The following is a 20,805-nucleotide window of genomic DNA, read 5'->3' as shown; positions in this document are numbered from 1 at the left end:
ACCACCGGGTAGCTAGGCATTGGTCGCAGCCTGGGTGAATTTATTACCGGGTAACGCCTTGATTTGTAGCTTCTCTGTGGCCTGGAGCAGACACAGAACCTGCCAATTTACAACTAAATTTGGCTAAAAGTAAAGTTTTTTACTTCAAACGGCGTACCTTTGCCCATTATTTTTTGCTTAGAGTCTGCTTAAATTTGTCTTTTGCGCTGTAAAACAGCATGAAATTTAAACCAAGCTCTTAAAAGTTTAATACCGTAATATTAAATATGAAATTATCTGAGTTCAAGTTTGACCTTCCCGTTGAACTAATGGCCATGCACCCGGCCACCAACCGCGACGAGGCCCGCATGATGGTGCTCCACCGTGACAGCGGCAAAATAGAGCACAAAGTCTTCAAAGACATCATCAATTATTTTGACGAAGGCGACGTGATGGTCACCAACAACACCAAGGTGTTCCCGGCCCGCCTCTACGGCAACAAGGAGAAGACCGGCGCCAAGATTGAGGTGTTCCTGCTCCGCGAACTGGACAAGCGCATTCACCTCTGGGACGTGCTGGTAGACCCGGCCCGTAAGATACGGGTGGGCAACAAGCTTTACTTCGGGGACAGTGACCTGGTAGCCGAGGTGATTGACAACACTACCTCCCGTGGGCGCACCATCAAGTTTTTGTTTGACGGCTCAGACGAAGATTTCTACAAGACCATCCATAACCTGGGTGAAACGCCCTTGCCTAAATACATCAAGCGCGAGCCGGAGCCAGAAGACCAGGAGCGTTACCAGACCGTGTACGCCGAGGTGACCGGTGCCGTAGCCGCGCCTACCGCCGGCCTGCACTTCACCAAAGAGGTATTGAAGCGCCTGGAGCTGAAGGGCGTTGACGTTTCGCCTATCACGCTGCACGTTGGTTTGGGTACTTTTAGACCCGTTGACGTGGAAGACCTCACCAAGCACAAAATGGACTCTGAGCAGTTCTTTGTGGCTGAGGAAACCACCAAAATGGTAAACCGTGCCTTAGACGCCAAGAAACGCGTATGCGCCATTGGTACCACTTCTATGCGCGCCCTGGAGTCCTCGGTGTCTGCCAACCTGCGTTTGAAGCCCAATGAAGGCTGGACGGACCGGTTTATCTTCCCGCCGTATGATTTCAAGATAGCCAACAGCCTGGTGACCAACTTCCACATGCCGGAGTCTACCTTGCTTATGATGGCCGCTGCTTTTGGAGGCTATGACCTGGTCATGGAAGCCTACCAAACCGCCATCAAAGAAGAATACAAGTTCTTCAGCTACGGCGACGTGATGTTGATTTTGTAACAGCCACACTTCTTATAAGTACAATCCCCGCCGGGCAACCGGTGGGGATTTTTAGTTTCTGGCAGAATCGTTTCTCAGCGGCCTCTGGTTTTCCTTCTTCCGTTTTTGGCTCCGTTTCCAGAAATGAGCCCGAAAACGGAAAACCCAGGCCAGGAAGGATCTTTGCTGTGGAGAGAGTCCTTCTGTTGCTAAGTATTCATGTTGTCGGATTTAAAAGAAAAGCACATCTTCCTGAAAACGTGGAGTATGCGCATCTGTCACATAGGGCTTGATAAAGGCAAATGATGTTATTAGGAGGCAGCATATTAATTACTAGCCGGTGTTTCAGGAATCAAAAGAAATAGATTATATTTATTTTCTGATTGATTACGTGCCGCTAACCCCACCAAGGAAACCTCCCCACTTCCTAGATTCGTTTACAGACTTCCGCCGCCTAAAGTGCGCGCGTTGGTTTGCGTAGGCGATTCTCTGAAGGAAAGTGTCAAACACGTGGAGAGGCTGCTGCCGGGCCATTATTAGCAATTGCATTCACATGGAGGATAAGAATTTTCTGGGGCAGCCAACCGACACCCTGCAGGCTGCAAAGCCGGAGCAGGAGGGAAGCGCGGCTTCAGCATTTTCGCCCGCAGACCACGCAGCCGCGGGGGAATGGGCCTGGGTGCCCAAAGAGGAGATGGAAAGCCTTCAGCTTGAATTGCACATAGCCCGGCAGGAATTAATGATTGCCAAAGCCCAGGCCATGCGCATTGCCACCGAGAAAGTGAGCACCGGCACCCTGCGTGACATGAGCGAGTACCGCCGCCTGTTAGAGTTGGAGCGCTTGGGCAAAGAAGTGCTGGAGATGAACGCGCTGCCCGGCAGCACACTGGAAAAAACCGTTGAGTTCTATCTGGCCGGGGTGGAGCGCCTGCACGGGGGCATGATGTGCTCCTGCATGCGCCTCAAAGACGGCAAACTGTATAAAGTGGCGGCTCCCTCTTTGCCCCAAGGTTTCTCCAAGGCCCTGGAAGGCTCCTCCATTGGCGACAACGTGGGCTCCTGCGGCACCGCCGCCTACCTGGGTTGCAAAGTCATTGCCGCTGACATTGCCCATGATCCGCGCTGGGTAGATTTCTCTGGCTTGGCCCTTTCTTTCGGCTTGAAGGCCAGTTGGTCTTTCCCCATTCTGGGGGGCAACAGAAAAGTGCTGGGCACGCTGGCGGTTTTCTACAACAACGTAAAATCACCAACCCCTGAGGAAGAAGCATCGCTGGACAGCATCAGGAATTTGTTGCAGGTGATCATGGAGAACAAGCTGGCGGTAGCTGAGCTGCAGGCCAGCAATGAGCGCTTCAGATTGGCCGCCGCCGCCACCAATGATGCTATCTATGACTGGGATATTGTCACCAACCACCTAGTCTGGGGCGCAGGGTTTGAGAAAGTGTTCGGCTATGCCGTTACCTATGAGACAGAAACCCTTGCCTTTTGGGAGAGCCTGCTGGTGCCCGCAGATAAAGAACGCGTGACAACTTCTTTATACCGGGCCATGGCGGAACAACAAACAAAGAACTGGCTCATAGAATACAGCGCCATTAAGGCAGATGGGTCTGTTGCCATAGTAGAGGAACGGGGCTTTGTCATTAGAGATAGTGCGGGCAAAGCCATTAGAATGGTGGGGGCCATACAAAATGTGACCGCCAGAAAAGAGGCCGAGGAAGAATTGCGGAAGCTCTCTGTCATTGCCCAGGAAACCTTGAACGGTGTTATTATCATGAAATCAGACCTCTCCATTCAATGGGTGAATGAGGCCTTTGTGCACATGATGGGCTATGCTTTGGAAGAGGCGGTGGGCCATACCCCGGGCCAGCTCATGAACGGCGAAGACACCGACCCCGACACAATTGGCTACATTGACCAGCAACTGGCCCGGTGCGCCCCGCTGCAATGTGAACTGGTGCAGTATTCAAAAACTGGGCAAAAATTCTGGGTACGCCTGCAGGTGCAGACCTTGCAGGGCAGCCAGGGAGAGACAGAGCGCCTGTTCGCGTTTCTTACAGACATTACCCGCCAGAAAGAAGAGGAGGAAAGATTGCGTTTGCTGGAGTCTGTGGTGACCAATGCCCAGGAAGCCATCACCATAAGCCAGGTAGACGCCCGGGACTCTCAAAAGCTGCAGACTATGTTCCTCAACCAGGCCTTCACCCACATGACGGGCTATGGCATTCTGGACATGCTGGGCCAAGACCCCATGGTGCTGGCCGGACCAGAGACAGAACCTGCGGCGGTGGCAACCCTGCAAAGCCTGATCCAGGAGAAAGTGGCCGGTCAGGTGGAGTTGGTCAACTACCGCAAAAACGGGGAGAAGTTCTGGAGTCACCTGTCTTTGATTCCTATCTTCAACAAAGAGGAGATGCTCACCCACTGGATCTCCATGCAGCATGACATCACGGCGCGCAAGCAGTATGAAACCGAACGTGAATTGCTTATTGCCGAACTCACCCATAACAACGCAGACCTCAAGCAATTCTCCTTCATCACGTCGCATAACCTGCGGGCGCCGCTGTCTAACCTCACCGGCATTGTGAATTTAATAGACCTGGCTGCGCTGCCCGAAGGCCGTAACAAGCTCTTGATTGAGAAATTCAAAGAAGCCATTCTGCAGCTGAACACCACCATTGATGACCTGCTGGAAGTGCTGGTGATCAAGAACAGCGTGCAAATCAAGAAAGAACCGCTGGCCCTGGAGCAGGCGTTCACTAACGTGACGGCTACCTTGCATGAACAGTTGCAAGAGATGGAGGCCCAGATTTCCACAGATTTTTCAGAGGCGCCGGTAGTGGAGTACAATGCCGGGTATTTGCACAGCATCTTGCTGAATTTATTGAGCAACGCCATGAAATACCGTTCCCCGGCCCGGGGCTTGCAGGTAAGCGTAGTGTCACGGGCAGTGCCGCAGGGCGTGGAGGTAACCTTCAAAGACAATGGCCTGGGTATTGACCTAACCCGCTACGGCGACCGTATTTTTGGGCTCTACCAGCGCTTCCACCAACACAAAGACAGCAAAGGGCTGGGCCTGTACATTGCCCGGTCGCAGGCCAACGCCATGGGCGGCGACCTAAAGGTAGCCAGTCAGGTAGACCAGGGCACCACGTTTACGCTTACCATTAACCAATAACCCCGCCATGGTGGAGAGAGTGCTCTTGATAGATGATGATGAAATTAACCTCATGCTGTGTGAGATGGTACTGGCGCAAAACGCCTTCGCCCAAAAGATTATAAAACTCCATGACGGGCAACAGGGCATTGATTTTTACCAGGACCACGCCACCCAGGGCCCCGCAGAGCCGGTGCCTAACTTGATTCTGCTGGACCTGAACATGCCCATTATGAACGGCTGGGACTTTCTGGACGAATTTTCAGCGCACTATTTAACCCAGTTCCCCAAGACCAGGGTGGTGATTCTGTCTTCGTCTATTGACCCACTGGATGTGGCCCGCGCCGGGCAATACCCGTTTGTGATAGAATTCCTGAACAAGCCCCTCACAGACCAGGCCGTGCACCAACTCACCATGAACCAGCAACTGAAGCAGATGCTGCCGTAGCCGTGCCCGCCATCTGGTATTTTGCAAAGTATTCATGAGCTGGAATAAGTAGTGGTTTGGGCAAATGCTACCTGATTGCGTAACTTGGGCCCATGCCTGACAATCCATTTCAGAAATACGCTATTTTGGTGGCCGGTGGGTCTGGGAGCCGCATGCAGGCAGCCATTCCCAAGCAATTTCTGCCCCTGGCGGGCCTGCCGGTGCTCATGCACACCATCCGTCGGTTTCAGGCATTTGACGCCGCCATGCCGCTGGTAGTGGTCTTGCCAGCCCATGAGCAGAAGACGTGGGAAGGCCTTTGTGCCCAGCATCAATTTGACGTGCCGCATGAAGTAGTCAGCGGCGGGGCCAGCCGGTTCCAGTCTGTGAAAAACGGTTTGGCTGCACTGGCCAGGTACCCAGACGGCGTGGTGGGCGTGCATGACGGCGTACGTCCGTTTGTAGACGTGCCCTTGCTGGCCAACGTGTACCAGAAGGCCGCCACGCACGGGGCCGCGGTGCTGGCAGTTTCACTCAAAGAGTCCATCAGGCGGGTGACCGGCACCTCCTCCAAAGCCGTAGACCGAAGCGCCTACCGCCTGGTGCAAACCCCGCAGTGCTTTCGGCTGCCTTTGCTGCGGCAGGCGTATGGCCAGGAAGAATCTGCTTTGTTCACCGATGATGCTTCGGTGGTAGAGCGGTTCGGGCATAAAGTGCAATTGGTGGAAGGCAGTTTCAAGAACATCAAACTCACCACCCCAGAAGATCTCCTTTTAGCCGAAGCCTTCCTGGCCCAGGAAACGTCCCAACGCTAAATTTCGTTTTTGCCTTCATTTCCAGAAATGAGCCCCAAAACGGAAATCTGCCCCCATCTGTTCTTTCTATATTCAATAAACCACAGATTTCGTCCTCCTTCAAAGGGGACGAAAAGCGTGCTAATTCCTGTTATAAAATGGTAGAGACCAGGCACTGCCTTGTCTCTAAGGTAGCAGATGCCAGTTCCTGTTTTCGGGCTCATTTCTGGAAATGAGGCCAAAAACGCAGCTTTTCTTTTGATTGGTTTCGCTTTTTAGGCTTGGGACGGAGCATGCCATTCCTTTTCCTCTAAAAACCGTTGGTGCGCCAACACATTTTCAGGAGAAATCACTTCCAGCGTGGGGTTTGGTTGGGAGAGGTTGAGCAGGTAGCCGGTCATGTTCATCAGGTTTAACAAGTCATGGGTCACGCAGAGCACGGTTTTCTGCTCCTGCATCGCCCAGAGGGCCATTAAGTCAAACACCTTCTTTTTGTGGTACACGTCCAGAGACTGGGTAGGTTCATCCAGGAGCAGGAGCGGGGTGTTCTGGAGCATGAGCTGGGCCAGCCAGACTAGTTGCTGCTCGCCGCCGGAGAGTTCAGTAAAGGTGCGTTGCGCCAAATGCTGGATTTGCAAGTGCGTTAAAACGGCATCGGCTTTGCCGTAATCTGCGGCGGTATAATTTTCCAGCAGTTTCTTTTGCCTGAACAGGCCCATGACCACCAGCTCGCGCACCACTATGGGGAACGCCACGTTGTTTTTCTGCGGAAGGTAGGAGAGGGAGCGGGCCAAGGCCTGTGATTTGGCCGGCAGCGGTTGCCCTTGCACCAGAATCTGGCCCTGGTACGGAATCTGATTGGTGAGCGCTTTCAGAAAGGTAGATTTGCCCGAGCCGTTGTGCCCAATAACCGCCACAAACGACGCCGAAGGCACTAAAAAAGAAAGGTTGCGGAGCAACACGCGTTCTGCGTACCCCACAACCAAATCTTTTATCTCTAGAACAACCAAATTTTAATTGGGAATTAAGAATTGAGAATTAAGTATGATGAAACAATTCCTAATTCGTAATTCCCAATTCTTAATTAAGTGTTAGTATTCGTCTTCGTTGAACATGAAGTCCTCTTTGGTCGGGTAGTCCGGCCAAACTTCTTCAATGCTCTCGTAGGGCTGACCGTCATCTTCCAAGGCCTGCAGGTTTTCTACCACCTCCATGGGGGCACCTGACCGAATAGAGTAATCAATCAATTCATCCTTGGTGGCGGGCCATGGCGCGTCTTCCAGGTAAGAGGCAAGTTCAAGTGTCCAATACATAGTAAATCTCTTTAAATAGTATAGCGTTACAATAGGTGTGTACTACTCAACGGGCTGCAAAAATAGAATTTTGTTTGACAATTCAAACATGTAATGCAAGATGCGCGCCGTGGCAATGCTAGAACACAACGGCCAAAGATGCAAAATGTTTACCTGGGCCGCTCTTTTTTTAAACTCAGCCCGAAAACTAAAAGGAAGACATCTGCTTACTGGTGGCGGGCGGGGCTGCGGTCATCGCCGGTGTTGAACAGGAAATGCACGCCCACCTGCACGCCCACCACCATGTTCTGCCGCAGCGTGAACGTGTCTGGGTCAACGGGCGAGTTGATCTGCTCTTCTTTTCTGATGTTCACAAAGTTGTAGTGGTAGCGCAGGTTGGCGCTAAGGTACGCAACGGGAGTTAGGTTCACCTCCAGCCCCATGCCAGCCAAAAGACCCAAATCATATTCATTGAACCGGCCTATGGCTTGGTCATTTCCTCTGGCAGTCTCCTCTGTGCTGGCCAACAAATAAGTGCCCTGCGGAATAGTGAACGTGCTGGCCTCGCGTTTGTAGGTAGCGGTACGGGAGAAGCGGTTTTCCTCTGAGCCTTTCTGCAACAGACTAATCTGGGGGCCCACCTGAAACGTGAACCGAACCTTGCCCGCCGTGGTGTATTTGAACAGCACCGGAATGTTGTAGTACACCAGATCAATGTGTTTTTCGCCGGCCTTTTCGCCGTCTTGGTCTATAAGGTCCAGTACTTCACCTTGCTTTGACCTGATGAACTCTACCTGCAGGCTGTGGTTTTCATTGAACTTGTAACCGGCCGTAATCCCGAAGGGTGCCCATTTGGTGGTGAACGTGTGTTTGTAGTTCACGTTTTCATACTGTTCATCATTGATGATGTAGGTATTCTGGTACTGCGTGGTGACCCCAATGAACGGCCCTTTTACGTTCTGGGCCTGCGTGTGCAGCGCCAACAAAGCAGGTAAAAGCAAGAGGAAATATTTTTTCATAAAAAAGCCCTTAGAGTGATTCTTGTTTGAGCAGGTATACATTTTTCTTTTGCGCTTCAAAGGACCATTGTAGGAACCTGACTTCACCTTTTTCTCGCACCGTAGCGCTGCTACGCTTCTCAAAAAATGCATCGTCAGAACCCAACACTGGTCCTTTTCGCTTGCAAAACAAAAATGCAAACCTGCTCTAGGGCTTACGCATTTGCTACGCGTTTGAGTTACTTTCTGAACCAGACTTTTTCTTGAGCAGCTCTATGAGCTCGGTCTTGGTCTTTATTTTGCGGTTGAAGTTCTTGATTTTGCCTTCCAGCATGGTTCTGAACGTCTCGTTGCCGGGGTTGGCAGCAAGACGGCCTAAGTTGGTCTCCAGCACTTCCAGTTCCTGCTTGTCATATTTTATGAAGTCACGCAGGGCGTTGAGACGGGCGTGTAGTTGGTCGTTGGGCGTGTCTTTGCCTTCGGGCAAGGGGCGTTTACGCATGAAGTGCTCCAGGCTGCTGAGCTCGAATATTTTATCGCAGGCCACCAGAAAGCTTTCCCACACAATATCAGATTCCTGCTGAACTACGGGGCCTACTTTTTTCCAGGCGGCTTGTAGTTCTTTGGCTTGGGTCACGGCCTGCTGCACGGGCTGGTGCAAAAGTTCTTCGGCCTGGGCCACCAAAGAGCGTTTCTTTTCCAGATTGTCTTCCAGGTATTTCTCCTTGGACTCTGTTTTTTGGCTGTTGATGTGTTTCTTGAGGCGCTCGAAGAAGTGGTTGTTGGCTGCCCGGAAACTGTTCCAGAGGTCATTAGACATCTTGCGGGGCAAGGTGCCACCAATCTCTTTCCACTGGTTCTGCAGGTCTTTGAGCTTTTTGCTGGTCTCTTCCCACTCCTCAGAATTCTTGATGCTCTCAGACGTTGCAATCAATGCTTTGTACTTGTCCACGGTGCGGGAAAGCATGTCTTTCTTGTCCTGGAAGAAGTCTTTCTTGCGCGTGAAGAATACCTCTACTGCCGCTTTGAAACGTTCCTCCAGTTCCTCCGTCAGGTTTTTCTCTACTGGGCCGGTTTTAATCCAGGTCTGGCGCAGTTCCTTCAGTTTCTCGGTGGTCTCGGGCCAGTCAATGCTGTCTTGCAGGGCCTCGGCCTGCTGAATGAGCGTTATTTTGGTGCTCAGGTTTTTCTCGCGGTTCTTGGCAATGGCGTCAGTGATCTCCCCCTCAGCGGCAGAAAGGCGCTGGTGCAGCTTGGCGAAGTCCCCGATGGCGTCATATTTTTCCACCTGTTCTTTGAGGTGCAGCACCTTCATCAGGAACGAGCCTTTGTTCTCAGAGGTCTCTATTTTTTCCAGCAGGGCATCAACCTTCTGTCTGAAGTTCTCAAAACGGTTGGCGAAGTACAGCAGGCTTTCTTCGGGCACTTCTTTCACCTCGCCTACCTGGCGGGCCGGGAAGTCCATGAAAGGCTTCAGCCATACTTGGTTGCCCTCTACGTAACCGTAGGCGTGGGCCTCCTCAGACAAATCTTTGGTTTCCATCTACTGGATTATTATCTTAAAAATGTAAAGTCTATTTTGCTACAAGTTTGTGAATTGCCGTCAATTTTCATAACCCCGCAACGTGTAATTTACAATATTTGCAGACCTTGGCAGTTCAGCCGGAAAAGCCGACATTTGCTTTCATACTGATTTCAGGCCACAAAGTTATACCTGCGTTTTGGGCTCCATTTCCAGAAATGAGCCCCTAAACGCCTAGCTGCCAGCCTGTCTAACCCAGATAAAAACCGCATTCTTACACATGAGCAACGAAACCATTATCTTCTCCATGGCCGGGGTAAGCAAGATTTACCCGCCCCAGAAACAGGTCCTCAAAAACATCTATCTCTCTTTTTTCTACGGCGCCAAAATTGGCGTGCTGGGCCTCAACGGCTCTGGTAAGTCATCTTTGCTCAAAGTGATTGCCGGCGTAGACAAGCAGTTTCAGGGCGAAGTGGCCTTTTCACAGGGCTACAGCGTGGGCTACCTGGAGCAGGAACCGCAGCTGGACCCCAGCAAAACCGTGATGGAAATTGTGCAGGAAGGCGCCGCTGAAACGGTTGCTTTGCTGAAGGAATACGAGGAAATAAACGAGGCCTTCGGCGATGAGAACGCCGACTTTGACAAACTGATGGCCCGCCAAGGCGAAGTGCAGGAAAAGCTGGACCACCTGAACGCCTGGGAGCTGGACAGCAAACTGGAGCGCGCCATGGACGCCCTGCGTACCCCACCCGGTGAAGCCGTGATTGGAACCCTCTCCGGGGGTGAGAAGCGCCGCGTGGCCCTGTGCCGCCTGTTGTTGCAAGAACCTGATGTGTTGCTGCTAGATGAACCTACCAACCACTTAGACGCCGAGTCTGTGCTCTGGCTGGAGCAACACTTGCAACAGTACAAAGGCACTGTAATTGCCGTGACCCACGATAGGTACTTCCTGGACAAAGTAGCCGGCTGGATTCTGGAATTGGACCGCGGCGAAGGCATTCCGTGGAAAGGCAATTACACCAGCTGGTTGGAGCAGAAAGCCGAGCGTTTGGCCAAAGAAGAGAAAACCGAAAGCAAACGCCAGAAAACCTTGCAACGTGAATTGGAGTGGGCGCGCATGTCACCTAAGGCCCGCCAGGCCAAGAGCAAAGCGCGTTTAGGCAACTATGAGAAAATGGCCTCTGAAGATGCCAAAGAGAAAGAACAGAAACTGGAGCTTTTCATCCCAGACGGTCCGCGTTTGGGCAACGTGGTCATTGAAGCCGAGAATCTGAAAAAAGCCTTCGGTGATAAATTGCTGTTTGAAGACCTCACGTTCAACTTACCGCCCGCCGGTATTGTGGGTATCATCGGGCCAAACGGCGCGGGTAAGTCTACCTTGTTCAAGTTAATCACGGGCCGTGAAGCCGCCGATGCCGGAACCATCACCGTCGGCCCCACCGTAGAAACCGCCTACGTTGACCAGCAGCATGAAACCCTGGACCCCAACAAGTCTGTCTTTGAAACCATTTCGGGCGGAACCGAGATGATGCTATTGGCCGGACGCCAGGTGAACGCCCGCGCCTACGTGAGCAAGTTCAACTTCTCGGGCGGTGACCAGGAAAAGAAAGTAGGCGTACTCTCCGGCGGGGAGCGCAACCGTGTGCACTTGGCCATGACTTTGAAACAAGGCGCCAACCTGTTATTACTAGATGAGCCTACTAACGACCTGGACGTAAACGCAATCCGGGCCCTGGAAGACGCCCTAGAGAACTTCTCCGGCTGCGCCGTAGTCATCAGTCACGACCGCTGGTTCCTGGACAGAATCGCCACGCACATCCTCGCCTTTGAAGGTGACTCACAAGTGGTTTGGTTTGAAGGCAACTTCTCTGACTACGAAGAAGCCAAGAAGAAGCGCCTGGGAGATGTGGAACCGAAGCGCATCAGATATAAGAAATTGATGGACTAGTCCTGGTTTCGCCTCCATGTCAGAAACAGAGCCCGAAAACGCAAGTTTTCGGGCTCTGTTTGGTTTTTCGGGAAGTGAGTATCGCAGTTGGATAGGCTATTTTGCTTGTTGGTGATAACACCAACAAGGGCGGGAATTATTTTTAGCAAGTCACCATGGCCAGAATCGAAATCTCCTACCTACTTTCTGTCCGTCATATGGAGGCTGTAGCAAGAAGTCTTTCCAACTAATTAATACATGTTTTAAATCTTGAGTTGGTATTTTCGGATAATCAGTTCCTGCCGCGTCTGGATAAAATATAGTGTTAACAGGGTCAACTATTACTGTAAATAGTACAGTGCCCGTTTCAAGTTCTTCATTAGTATTATTGATTACCTTTTCAATTTCTGGAAGTAGGAAAGATATAATATCGTCAGCTTTCCATGCGAGTAGAAATTCTGACAAATAATAATTATTTGTGTAAGGAATCTTAACATACTCCTTACCTTTCTTCGGCCAAGTACGCACTTCATTGACAAAGGAAATATTATATATGTCACTCACATTTTGATTCATAAAGTAGAGTAATCAAGGGACTTGTATAATAGATATAACGTATTAAATTCCCGCCGTTGTTGGTGTTCTCACCAACAACCAAGACTGCGGTTGCCTAGTCAAGATAGTGCGTTAGAAATCCAAAATCATCTTTGTTCTCCAAATAAAATTTGGCCGAAGAATAATAGTAGTTCTCCGGCTGCTTCGCCAACTTCCATTTCTCCTGCACGGGGTTCAGGTGAATGTACTGTAATTTCTGTTCCGTCACAGCAACTGTATAACACGGCACAGACAGCGGGTTGCGTTCCCAAATCTGGTATTGTCGGTCTTTGGCATCAACTCTGAACTTCTCTAAAACGGCAGGGTGATGCTGCGTTAGTTCTAACTTCAATTGCTGGCTGGTGAATTTCAAAAAATCCCGCTGCACGTTGGGGCGGAGGTGCGGTTCCTCTATCTTCCAGAGTACGTGAAAGTGATTGGGCATCAACACGAACCCATAGATTTTTACGCGCTTATCCTTTACCAAAAACCGAAGGCTCTCCAAAATAAGGAGCTTGTGCTTGTCTGGCTTCAGAAGATGTTTCCATTCCAGAATAGTAGCGGTGAAGAAGCTGATGTGCCGTTGGCCGTCCATGAATTAAAATATTCTTTTTGCACCAGGAAACCAAAAGTATTGATAAGGTGCACCGCTGTTGGGCTTGTTGGTGATAACACCAACAAGGGCGGGGTTATAGCAATTACTGAAGTTGTAAACTAGAAGTTATCCACGCTGAAACTTTGGTTGTTGGTGTTTTTACCAACAACCAGAATTGCCTGCAAGCCACCAAACAAGTATACCTTCCACGCCGCAACTTTCTGTTTCTGGCACGGTAAACTAGAGCAAACCAAGCACATAGAATGCCATGGCAGAGAGAAAGGTATACCACGTAACCAAAACTGAGGCTGGCTGGGAAGGAAAACAGGAGGGCGGACAGCGGGCCTCGGTGACGGGTTCCACCAAAGCCGAAGTGGTGCAGAAAACCATTGAGATCGCCCAGAACCACGCTTCCAGTTCCGTGATCATCCATACCCAAGACGGAAAGATTGAAGAAGAGCGCACCTATCCCAGAAGCAGTGACCCCACTTCCAGCAGAGGCTGAAAATTGGCCACAATCATCTTCTTAAGGAGACCAGCTTTCAGTTTTAGCCCCCATTTCAAAAACAGCGCCCGAAAACGGAAGTCTTCGGGCGCTGTTTGGTAGTGGGAAATTCTCAAAGGGCTCTTGCCATCAGGAGAAGAGCCGGTAGATTGTTTTTAGAAGGCGCTGCAGTCAACATTTCGCCAGGCCTGGGCTGCTTGTTCCCAGTTGGCGTCATTGCATTTTCTGGCTTTCTCAATAACATCAAGCGCTGACTGTTTCAAGGCGTTGCAGTTGGCAGCGGTTGGGTTCTGGTTAAAGGTGGTAGACCTGCGTTGCATGATATCAGCGGCCTCCTGTAGTTCCACGCTGCAGTCTAGTTCCTCCTCCTCGTCTTCATCGTCAAAACATGCGGTAAAGGTGAAACTGCCTAACACCGTGAATAAAATCAGTAGAAAAGAGTTGAATTTCTTCATAAGAGATAGGGTTTAGTTACCCTAAAAGTAGAAGACTGCTGAAGTATTTGAAATACCTACTTCTAAGTATTTTACCTGCGGAGGCACCTTGGCGCTACCGCCAGTGGGGGTTGCCGTCTTCCAGGCAAAGGCTTGCTTCCGCGATTTTCCCAGTTTTGGCCTTACTTCAAAAAATGAGCCCGAAAACGGACGTCTTCGGGCTCTGGTGCTGAATGCGAATATTTTATTTTATATTGAATAGATAATGTCTTGGTGCCGCCTTGAAAAGCTAACTGCCTGTTATTTATGTATTTACTGGTGAAGACACCGCGCAACGGGCTTAAGTTCAAACAACGGTAAATAAAAACGGAACCGCCGTTTAGGGGCTTGTTTCTATCTGTAAAGGACGCACCTGGCGGCTATAAATGAAATACCGGGAAGTAGGTAATTTAAGGGCGAAACTCCTGGCCTGGCAGGTTTTTAAAAGTCGGCACCATTGACGTTACACGGTGCCTCAGGCAAATGGAAAAACCCGTTTTCTCAGTGGATAAAAACCGATAACCTAGCCGGGGCCAAATCAGTACCTTGCTTTGCGTTTTCGGGCTCATTTCCGGAAATGAGCCCGAAAACAGACAGTCAAATTTTTTTCCAAACGTTCCTGAGCCCGCGCCGGTAAAGATTTGAAACCTTGCCCGGCGGCATTGGTTACATGAGCAACTACCCAACCCATTTCTATGAAATACCTTTGCTTGCTGCTGTTCACCTGCCTTTGTTTCAACGGGACTGCGCTCCAGGCGCAAATGCCGGCTCCCAAGCCCATGACGTGGCAAGACCTCATGCAGCTGCCAACACCACCGGCCGGGCAACGCATCAGTTATGGGCCAGACTCCCTGCAGTTTGGCGAACTGCGCTTGCCCCAAGGCAAAGGTCCTTTCCCGGTGGTGGTGCTGGTTCATGGCGGTTGCTGGCTGTCTCAATACAACTACCAGTACATGAACTACGCCAGCGAAGCGCTCACCAAGGCCGGGTACGCCACCTGGAACCTGGAGTTCAGGCGCGTGGGCAACTCCGGCGGCGGCTGGCCCGGCACGTTCCTAGATGTGGCCCAAGGCCTGGACTACATCCGGAAACTCGCCAAAAAATATCCCTTGAACGCCAAACAGGTAGTAGTGATGGGCCACTCAGCGGGCGGACACCTGGCGCTGTGGGCGGCCACCAGAAAAAGCCTGCCAGCTTCCAGCCCGCTGTATGTCAAAAACCCTTTACCGCTGAAGGGCGTGGTTTCTTTGGCCGGCATCACAGATTTGGCAGCGTACAGCGCCCAGAACGGAAGCTGCAACGCCGCCGTGGAGAAACTTATGGGCGGTCTGCCCGCGCAAGTGCCGCACCGGTATAAAGAAGGCTCGCCTATGGGCCGCATCCCCCTAAAACTTCCCGTCCGGCTCCTCCAGGGTCAGCGCGACCCCATAGTGCCCGTGAGCCAAGCCGAAAGCCTAGCATATTATTCATCCTATAGTAAGTATTTGGTTAAAATGGTCTTGTTGCCAGACGGCGGGCATTTTGACGTGGTGGCGCCTACCTCGCCGGTTTGGTCTTCTGTGGAACAGGCCGTGCGGGAGGTTTTGGGAAGGAAATAAACTGCCCTTCCTTTCTAGAAGAGGTTGCCCACCCCCGGCCCCTCCTAGAACAGGAGGGAAGTTTTTTGGAATGTGTGAGCAATGCGTGGGAGACAAGGCAGTGCCTGGTCTTTACTGTTTGCGTTTTCGGGTCCATTTCTGAAAACGAGGCCGAAAACGGCAATGCCACAAGAACCCCGAGCTAAAGCACAGGTCTATTGATTTCAGGAAAAGTCAGCAAGAAACATTTTCCCATCATCAAAACACCTTCAAAAAAACGCATAAAAAAAGAGCCCGGAACGCTAATACCGGGCTCTTTACTCAAATGTGAAATTAACGCTGTGTACTCCTTTTATTGTTTTTTGGCCTGAAGGTCAAGCTCAATGTTCACGGTTTCTGAGATGAACTTATCTCCCAGGGTTTTGTCATTGCCATAGTTCATCTGCCACTGGCGGCGGTCAATGTCAAAGTTGGCTTTGCCCTTGAGGGTGTTGTCGTCCAGGTCTACGTTGGCGGGGAAGGTGATGTTCTTGGTCACGCCCTTGAGAGTGAAATTGCCGCTCACGTTAAAGTTGGCGCCATCTACCACAGATGTGTCAGAACTGTTGGCCTTGTAAGGCTCTACCTTGGTGATCTCAAAAGTGGCTGTGCCGAATTTGTCGGCGTCAAAGAAGTCACCGGAGAGCAGGTGCGGACGGAGCTTGGTGTCAAACATTTCGCCTTCCTCTTCCAAATCCATGGACTTGATGTTGATGGTGAAACTTCCGCCGGTGAGCTGGTCATTGGCCACGGCCACGGTGCCGGTAGACAGCTTGAACTTGCCCGGGTGGTTCTTGCCCACGCCGTTGCCGGTGAACCGGACGCTGGACGCCGCCGTGTCTACCACAAACGTCTGGCCGCTGGCCGAAGCCGCCTGCTGTTCATCTGTGATGACGGCTTTGTCGCCTTCGGGGGCTTTGTTGCAAGAGGCCAACGTTAAAACGCCGGCGGCAAAGGCAAGAGTAAAGAGGTTTGATTTCATAGAGTTGGAGGTATAGATGAAACAATGTCGCTACATTCTATAAGCAATAGACTATATAACGAAAGTGCCATACAGAAGGTTGGCAGAATTATTTCCGATTTTCTGTTTTAGGGCTCATTTCCAGAAACGGGCCCCAAAACAGAAACGGATTTTTATCCTTCGTCAAGTAAGAATTAAACACATGCTACCCGGTAAAAGCGGTACTTTACGGTAGGCCAAAGTTATTAATGTGCCTGGCCAGAAAACTGCCCTTCCCGCAGGCCGTATGCTGGGGGAGACCATGAAAATGAGAGGTGGTTTTGAATGCAACACTAGCGTATGTCACAGATAAATACAGACCAGCAACCCGTTGATTCATTGGGGTTCATGCAAGGCGGCGGCGAGATGGGAGCTATGATGCGCGCCTACAATTGGGAAACTCACCCGCTTGGGTCGCCGGCGCACTGGCCGCAAAGCCTTAAGGCTAACATCAGGTTGCTGCTGCACGCAGAGTTTCCCATGTTCATCTGGTGGTCTAAGAACTTGTATGACTTTCACAATGACCCCTACACCCCGGCCCTGGGCAACAAGCACCCAACGGCCCTGGGCAAGGCCGCCTCTGAGATCTGGTCTGAAATATGGGCAGATATAGGCGGAATTGTAGAGCAGGTAATGGGCGGCGGCCAGTCTTTCTACGCAGAGAACCTGCTGCTGTATCTGGAGCGCAAGGGCTTTCCGGAGGAAACTTACTGGACTTTCTCCTACAGCCCCGCCTTTGATGACCAGGGCCAGGTGGCCGGTGTTTTCTGCGCCTGTACAGAAGTGACCAACACCATTCTGGGCCAGCGCCGCCTGGCAACGTTAAAAGACATTGCCGATGCCATGGCCCACATTCAGACGCAGGAGCAAGTCTGCCAGTCGGCTAGCCAGGTGTTGAGCGAAAACCAGCAGGATTTACCTTTCAGCCAGATTTACCTGCTAACCGGGAACGGCCGACAAGCGCAACGCATGGGCTGGTCTGGGACCATAGGTGCCCAAGTGCCGACCGTTATTTCCCTGGAGAAAGACCAGGCAGCTACAGACGCCTGGCCGCTGTGGCAAGTGCAGGAAACAAAGCGCCAGGTGCTGCTGGAAGATTTGACCCTTTATATCGGCGGCTCAGCCACCAATGACCACCAAGGTACTTCTACCAGCGTGGCGCTGGTGCCCATCTTTAGGCCGGGGCATGACCAAATTCTGGGTTTCTTTGTGGCGGCGGTGAGCCCTAGGTTGGAGTTCGACACAGATTATCAAAATTTCTTCGGGTTACTGGCCGGGCAGATAGCCACCTCCATTGCCAGCGTACAGGCCCGCGAGGAAATGGCGCGCCAGCAAGAAGAACTGGTCAACCTGTTTGAGCAGGCTCCCGTGGCCATCTGCATTATGCTGGGCGAAAACTACGTGGTGGAACTGGCCAACCCGGGCATCTGTGAACTCTGGGGCAAGAAACCCGAAGACGTGATGGGCAAACCCGTGCTGGAGGCCCTGCCTGAAGTACGGGACCAGGGCATCAAAGAACTCCTGGACAGCGTGTACACCACCGGCGTGCCCTACGTGAACACTGAGTTACCCATCAAACTGATGCGCAACGGCCAACTGGAGACCCTGTACGCCAATTTTGTGTACCAGCCCATGCGTGACCGGTTGGGCCAGATCACCGGCGTGATTGCCGTGGCCACCAGCGTGAATGAGCAGGTAGCCGCCCGGCAAGAAATTGAAACCATGAACACCGAGCTGCGCGCCATCAACGCAGACCTGGACAACTTTGTGTACTCGGCCTCCCATGACTTAAAAGCGCCTATCTCCAACATTGAAGGCCTCATGGAAACCCTGGTGGAACATTTGCCGCCGCAGACCCAGCAGCTGGACATTGTGCAGCGGGTGCTGAGCCTCATGCAGGCCTCGGTGGGCAGATTCAAGCGCGCCGTCTCAGATTTAACTGAAGTAGCCAAAATACAGCGCGGCGCTGAGGAAGACGTGGCCTCTCTACGCCTGGCCGAAGTGGTGCAAGACGTACAGCTGGACTTTGAGCGGGACCTCCAGAACACAGGCGCGCAGGTAGAAACCCATTTTGACGAAGGCACCACCATCAGATTCTCGGCCAAGAACGCGCGCAGCATCATCTACAACCTGTTCAGCAACGCGCTTAAATACCGGTCCCCAGACAGAACGCCTGAGATCAGGATTAACGCCCATGCCACGCCAGATTTTGTGGTGCTCTCGGTGGCCGACAACGGCTTGGGCATTCCGGCGGAAGATCAGGACAAAGTGTTCTCCATGTTCAAGCGCCTGCATGACCACGTGGAAGGCACCGGCATTGGCCTCTACATTGTCAAGCGCATTGTAGAGAACGCCGGGGGCAAAATTGAACTGGAAAGCGAGCTAGGAAAAGGCTCTACGTTTACGGTGTACTTCAAGCGGTAAATCTTTTCTAATCCAGTGTTTCAGGTTTCCGTTTTCGGGCTCTTTTCCAGAAATGAGCCCGAAAACGGAAAGGTTTGCCTTACAGAAACCCGCCTTCTTTCACTTCAATGGCAGAACCTTCGGCCAGGAAAACGGAGGTAGGGGTGGCTTGGCGCAAGAACTCAAACTCATGGCCGTACAGTTGCCCAAAGTCAACCTCAATGGCGTAGTCTAGCACCGGGTAAGTGTCCCAGACCGGGTGCGCCACCTCATACCCAGACACCCGCCCGTTTTTCCGTTTGGTGTAGCCCCAGTAATGCTCCGTGATGAATTCGGCCTCTGAACCAGGGGCAATGGCGTGAGACGGCAATTGGGCAGTCACACTTAGTTCCTGCCAGTTCTGTTGCTTGAACCGGTAGGCTACCTCTAGCGTTTTCCCGTGTTGCTGCCAGCTATGGGCCATGGGCAAGGTCTGGTAATGCTCGCCGTAAAAGGTGTTGGCCACCAGCGTAATAGCGGGCTTGGGCACAATCTCTTTCAGGAAAACCACGCCGCGCCGCACAGTTCCGTGATCATTGTAAGTGACATAAAACCGCAGGTTCACTTCCTCAAAGGTGCTATGGAACGGCACTTTCACGCCTTTGATTTTGGTGTTGGTGAACAGAAACCCAATCAGGCTTACGTAGCAGGCGCCGTTCCAAAGGTCTAGTTGCGTATTGGCCGGCAGATAGGGCAGGAGCAGGCTGGGATCAATGGCGTAGTTGGCCATGATCAGCTTGCGCCATTCGGCGGTGAGGAAGTTCTTTTTCTGGTTCATGGTACGGGTTGATAAAGTTGCTAAAAGCGAAACCGAAGTTGAACTCACACACTTGGCTGATACCGCGGAAACCGGGCGTTTTTGGGCTCCATTTCTGAAACGTGGCCTAAAACAGGCGCAGGCAGACACAATTTCACGGCTTCTTCTATGGTTTGCACTTTGAAAGTATAACCAGCTTCTAGCAGCCGCGCAGGCACCACCCAGCGGCTTTTCAGGAGCAGCTCGGTCTCGGTGCCCAGCAGGAACGCGCCAATCTTCAGCATCCATTTTCTTGCCCTTAGGCCAAATTTTATTCGCAAGGCCTGCCTAATGGTAGTCATGAAATAGTGGTTGGGAATGGGTTTGGGCGAAGCCAGGTTGAAATCGCCTTCCAGTTCTTCATGCTGCATCAGGAACTCAATGCTGTGGATCACGTCCTGGGCATGAATCCAGCTGAAGCATTGCAGACCGTTGCCTTGTCGTCCGCCCAACCCAAAGCGCGCCAGGTTGCGGTAATACGGCATCACGCCACCGTCTGGGGCCAACGTGGCGGGCGTGTGTTGGCTGTAAAACGCGTTCTCCCATTTGGTGCAGACATCCACAGAAAAGCCGGTGCCAATCTCGCCGGTGAGTTCATCTTGCGGACCGTCTATGGCATGGCGGTAAATGGTGGCCGAGGCAGCGTTGATCCAGAGTTTGGGCGGGTGCTGGACCTGCCTGATAGCCTGGCCCAGCGCGTCAGTGGCGTTGACTCTGGAGGCTATGATTTCGCGTTTGTTTTTGGCGGTGTAACGGCAGTTCACGCTTTTGCCGGTGAGGTTGATGAGCACGTCAGCGTTCTCCAGGTGCTGCACCCAGTCTCCGTTGGCGGTGGCGGCGTCCCAGTACACTTGTTTGGCCGCGGTAGGTTCAGACGTAGGTTTTCTGGTGAGTACGATGACGTTATCGCCTTTGCCGGTGAAATGCTGGGCCAGAAACCGACCGATGAAGCCGTTGCCGCCCGCTAAAATGATCTTCGCCATGGCTATACAGTTTTAGGTTGAAGTTGTTCCTGCGCGCGGGCTCTCAGTTTGAAGAAGATGGTGAGGTTGAGGAAATGCATGCCGCCCAGAATGAGAATTATCCAGCCCAACTTGTAACTCAAGACTTCCACCACGGCCTGCACAGAGGCAATCTGGTTCACTTCTTTCAAGGCCAGGGTCATATACCCGATGTTAATCAGGTAAAAGCCCACCACCAGAAGTTTGTTCACAGAATCTGCCAGGTCACTGTTGCCGTGGAAGATGTCCACCAGAAAGATCCGGCCGTTTTTGAACAGCACCCTGGCCACCCAGACGGTGAGGGCCACACTAACCAGCAAATAAATGGCGTAGGTAAGCAAGAAGTAATTCATGGTAGTAAAGGTTAAAAGGTGGAT

The 20,805-nt window shown here is 51.9% G+C and carries 19 protein-coding genes; 8 read left to right on the top strand and 11 right to left on the bottom strand.

Features of this window, described 5'->3' with window-relative positions; all coding sequences use genetic code 11:
* Window positions 1-266 precede the first annotated feature (266 nt).
* From queA to IMY23_RS11645, 4 genes are all read left to right on the top strand, one after another.
* Window positions 267-1,313 carry a tRNA preQ1(34) S-adenosylmethionine ribosyltransferase-isomerase QueA gene (gene queA, locus IMY23_RS11660; protein WP_192822253.1) on the top strand — a complete coding sequence of 349 codons (1,047 nt, stop codon included), beginning with the start codon at window positions 267-269 and terminating at the stop codon, window positions 1,311-1,313.
* 532 nt (window positions 1,314-1,845) lie between these two features.
* Complete coding sequence (locus IMY23_RS11655) at window positions 1,846-4,467, top strand: PAS domain S-box protein (protein WP_192822252.1); 2,622 nt, start codon at window positions 1,846-1,848, stop codon at window positions 4,465-4,467.
* Window positions 4,468-4,474: 7 nt separating this feature from the next.
* A complete protein-coding gene (locus tag IMY23_RS11650) occupies window positions 4,475-4,894 on the top strand; it encodes a response regulator (protein ID WP_192822251.1) in 420 nt (139 codons plus the stop codon).
* A gap of 92 nt (window positions 4,895-4,986) precedes the next feature.
* Entirely contained in the window at window positions 4,987-5,688 is a 702-nt protein-coding gene (locus IMY23_RS11645; protein ID WP_192822250.1) for a 2-C-methyl-D-erythritol 4-phosphate cytidylyltransferase, read from the top strand.
* A 254-nt stretch (window positions 5,689-5,942) separates the two neighbouring features.
* On the opposite strand, the gene IMY23_RS11640 is transcribed toward IMY23_RS11645, so the two are convergent.
* The 4 genes from IMY23_RS11640 to IMY23_RS11625 form a co-directional block, all read right to left on the bottom strand.
* The gene (locus IMY23_RS11640; RefSeq protein ID WP_370589845.1) at window positions 5,943-6,647 is read right to left on the bottom strand and encodes an ABC transporter ATP-binding protein; all 705 of its coding nucleotides are present in this window, start codon (window positions 6,645-6,647) and stop codon (window positions 5,943-5,945) included.
* A gap of 111 nt (window positions 6,648-6,758) precedes the next feature.
* Complete coding sequence (locus tag IMY23_RS11635) at window positions 6,759-6,980, bottom strand: DUF2795 domain-containing protein (RefSeq protein ID WP_022821757.1); 222 nt, start codon at window positions 6,978-6,980, stop codon at window positions 6,759-6,761.
* Between the two features lie 206 nt (window positions 6,981-7,186).
* Window positions 7,187-7,978, bottom strand: a complete 792-nt coding sequence (locus tag IMY23_RS11630) for an outer membrane beta-barrel protein (protein ID WP_192822248.1) — start codon at window positions 7,976-7,978, stop codon at window positions 7,187-7,189.
* A gap of 205 nt (window positions 7,979-8,183) precedes the next feature.
* Complete coding sequence (locus IMY23_RS11625) at window positions 8,184-9,500, bottom strand: DUF349 domain-containing protein (RefSeq protein WP_192822247.1); 1,317 nt, start codon at window positions 9,498-9,500, stop codon at window positions 8,184-8,186.
* A gap of 259 nt (window positions 9,501-9,759) precedes the next feature.
* Here IMY23_RS11625 and ettA point away from each other — a divergent pair, with 259 nt between their 5' ends.
* A complete protein-coding gene (ettA, locus tag IMY23_RS11620) occupies window positions 9,760-11,427 on the top strand; it encodes an energy-dependent translational throttle protein EttA (RefSeq protein WP_192822246.1) in 1,668 nt (555 codons plus the stop codon).
* Between the two features lie 150 nt (window positions 11,428-11,577).
* Here the strand turns inward: ettA and IMY23_RS11615 are convergent, their stop codons facing one another.
* Both IMY23_RS11615 and IMY23_RS11610 read right to left on the bottom strand, forming a co-directional pair.
* Window positions 11,578-11,970, bottom strand: a complete 393-nt coding sequence (locus tag IMY23_RS11615; protein ID WP_192822245.1) for a hypothetical protein — start codon at window positions 11,968-11,970, stop codon at window positions 11,578-11,580.
* Window positions 11,971-12,076: 106 nt separating this feature from the next.
* The gene (locus tag IMY23_RS11610) at window positions 12,077-12,595 is read right to left on the bottom strand and encodes a transposase (RefSeq protein ID WP_192822244.1); all 519 of its coding nucleotides are present in this window, start codon (window positions 12,593-12,595) and stop codon (window positions 12,077-12,079) included.
* Window positions 12,596-12,863: 268 nt separating this feature from the next.
* On the opposite strand from IMY23_RS11610, the gene IMY23_RS11605 reads away from it, so the two are divergent.
* The gene (locus tag IMY23_RS11605) at window positions 12,864-13,100 is read left to right on the top strand and encodes a DUF2188 domain-containing protein (RefSeq protein ID WP_192822243.1); all 237 of its coding nucleotides are present in this window, start codon (window positions 12,864-12,866) and stop codon (window positions 13,098-13,100) included.
* Between the two features lie 155 nt (window positions 13,101-13,255).
* Here the strand turns inward: IMY23_RS11605 and IMY23_RS11600 are convergent, their stop codons facing one another.
* Window positions 13,256-13,555, bottom strand: coding sequence for a hypothetical protein (locus tag IMY23_RS11600; RefSeq protein WP_192822242.1), 300 nt, complete (start codon window positions 13,553-13,555; stop codon window positions 13,256-13,258).
* 713 nt (window positions 13,556-14,268) lie between these two features.
* Between IMY23_RS11600 and IMY23_RS11595 the strand changes: the two genes are divergently transcribed.
* Entirely contained in the window at window positions 14,269-15,171 is a 903-nt protein-coding gene (locus IMY23_RS11595) for a S9 family peptidase (protein ID WP_225986488.1), read from the top strand.
* 331 nt (window positions 15,172-15,502) lie between these two features.
* Here the strand turns inward: IMY23_RS11595 and IMY23_RS11590 are convergent, their stop codons facing one another.
* A complete protein-coding gene (locus IMY23_RS11590) occupies window positions 15,503-16,171 on the bottom strand; it encodes a YceI family protein (protein ID WP_192822241.1) in 669 nt (222 codons plus the stop codon).
* A gap of 318 nt (window positions 16,172-16,489) precedes the next feature.
* Between IMY23_RS11590 and IMY23_RS11585 the strand changes: the two genes are divergently transcribed.
* Window positions 16,490-18,613, top strand: coding sequence for an ATP-binding protein (locus IMY23_RS11585; RefSeq protein WP_225986487.1), 2,124 nt, complete (start codon window positions 16,490-16,492; stop codon window positions 18,611-18,613).
* 79 nt (window positions 18,614-18,692) lie between these two features.
* Here IMY23_RS11585 and IMY23_RS11580 read toward each other — a convergent pair whose 3' ends face one another.
* From IMY23_RS11580 to IMY23_RS11570, 3 genes are read right to left on the bottom strand one after another with little or no spacing between them, the layout of a single operon-like run.
* Window positions 18,693-19,409, bottom strand: coding sequence for a YqjF family protein (locus IMY23_RS11580; RefSeq protein ID WP_192822240.1), 717 nt, complete (start codon window positions 19,407-19,409; stop codon window positions 18,693-18,695).
* Window positions 19,410-19,453: 44 nt separating this feature from the next.
* Window positions 19,454-20,410, bottom strand: a complete 957-nt coding sequence (locus IMY23_RS11575) for a TIGR01777 family oxidoreductase (RefSeq protein ID WP_192822239.1) — start codon at window positions 20,408-20,410, stop codon at window positions 19,454-19,456.
* A gap of 2 nt (window positions 20,411-20,412) precedes the next feature.
* Complete coding sequence (locus tag IMY23_RS11570) at window positions 20,413-20,781, bottom strand: hypothetical protein (RefSeq protein WP_192822238.1); 369 nt, start codon at window positions 20,779-20,781, stop codon at window positions 20,413-20,415.
* Window positions 20,782-20,805: the final 24 nt, after the last annotated feature.

Source organism: Rufibacter sp. LB8 (assembly GCF_014876185.1).
GTDB lineage: Bacteria > Bacteroidota > Bacteroidia > Cytophagales > Hymenobacteraceae > Nibribacter.
The sequence above is the reverse complement of the archived record's forward strand: the minus strand, read 5'-3'. Positions and strand labels throughout refer to the sequence as shown.

Bases quoted from the DNA above. Each gene is read 5' to 3' on its own strand.
- IMY23_RS11595 (WP_225986488.1), top strand. From the start codon at position 14,269: ATGAAATACCTTTGCTTGCTGCTGTTCACCTGCCTTTGTTTCAACGGG.
- IMY23_RS11605 (WP_192822243.1), top strand. From the start codon at position 12,864: ATGGCAGAGAGAAAGGTATACCACGTAACCAAAACTGAGGCTGGCTGG.
- ettA (WP_192822246.1), top strand. From the start codon at position 9,760: ATGAGCAACGAAACCATTATCTTCTCCATGGCCGGGGTAAGCAAGATT.
- IMY23_RS11600 (WP_192822242.1), bottom strand. From the start codon at position 13,555: ATGAAGAAATTCAACTCTTTTCTACTGATTTTATTCACGGTGTTAGGC.
- IMY23_RS11575 (WP_192822239.1), bottom strand. From the start codon at position 20,410: ATGGCGAAGATCATTTTAGCGGGCGGCAACGGCTTCATCGGTCGGTTT.
- IMY23_RS11570 (WP_192822238.1), bottom strand. From the start codon at position 20,781: ATGAATTACTTCTTGCTTACCTACGCCATTTATTTGCTGGTTAGTGTG.
- IMY23_RS11580 (WP_192822240.1), bottom strand. From the start codon at position 19,409: ATGAACCAGAAAAAGAACTTCCTCACCGCCGAATGGCGCAAGCTGATC.
- IMY23_RS11655 (WP_192822252.1), top strand. From the start codon at position 1,846: ATGGAGGATAAGAATTTTCTGGGGCAGCCAACCGACACCCTGCAGGCT.
- IMY23_RS11650 (WP_192822251.1), top strand. From the start codon at position 4,475: ATGGTGGAGAGAGTGCTCTTGATAGATGATGATGAAATTAACCTCATG.
- queA (WP_192822253.1), top strand. From the start codon at position 267: ATGAAATTATCTGAGTTCAAGTTTGACCTTCCCGTTGAACTAATGGCC.
- IMY23_RS11645 (WP_192822250.1), top strand. From the start codon at position 4,987: ATGCCTGACAATCCATTTCAGAAATACGCTATTTTGGTGGCCGGTGGG.
- IMY23_RS11590 (WP_192822241.1), bottom strand. From the start codon at position 16,171: ATGAAATCAAACCTCTTTACTCTTGCCTTTGCCGCCGGCGTTTTAACG.
- IMY23_RS11625 (WP_192822247.1), bottom strand. From the start codon at position 9,500: ATGGAAACCAAAGATTTGTCTGAGGAGGCCCACGCCTACGGTTACGTA.
- IMY23_RS11610 (WP_192822244.1), bottom strand. From the start codon at position 12,595: ATGGACGGCCAACGGCACATCAGCTTCTTCACCGCTACTATTCTGGAA.
- IMY23_RS11635 (WP_022821757.1), bottom strand. From the start codon at position 6,980: ATGTATTGGACACTTGAACTTGCCTCTTACCTGGAAGACGCGCCATGG.
- IMY23_RS11630 (WP_192822248.1), bottom strand. From the start codon at position 7,978: ATGAAAAAATATTTCCTCTTGCTTTTACCTGCTTTGTTGGCGCTGCAC.
- IMY23_RS11585 (WP_225986487.1), top strand. From the start codon at position 16,490: ATGTCACAGATAAATACAGACCAGCAACCCGTTGATTCATTGGGGTTC.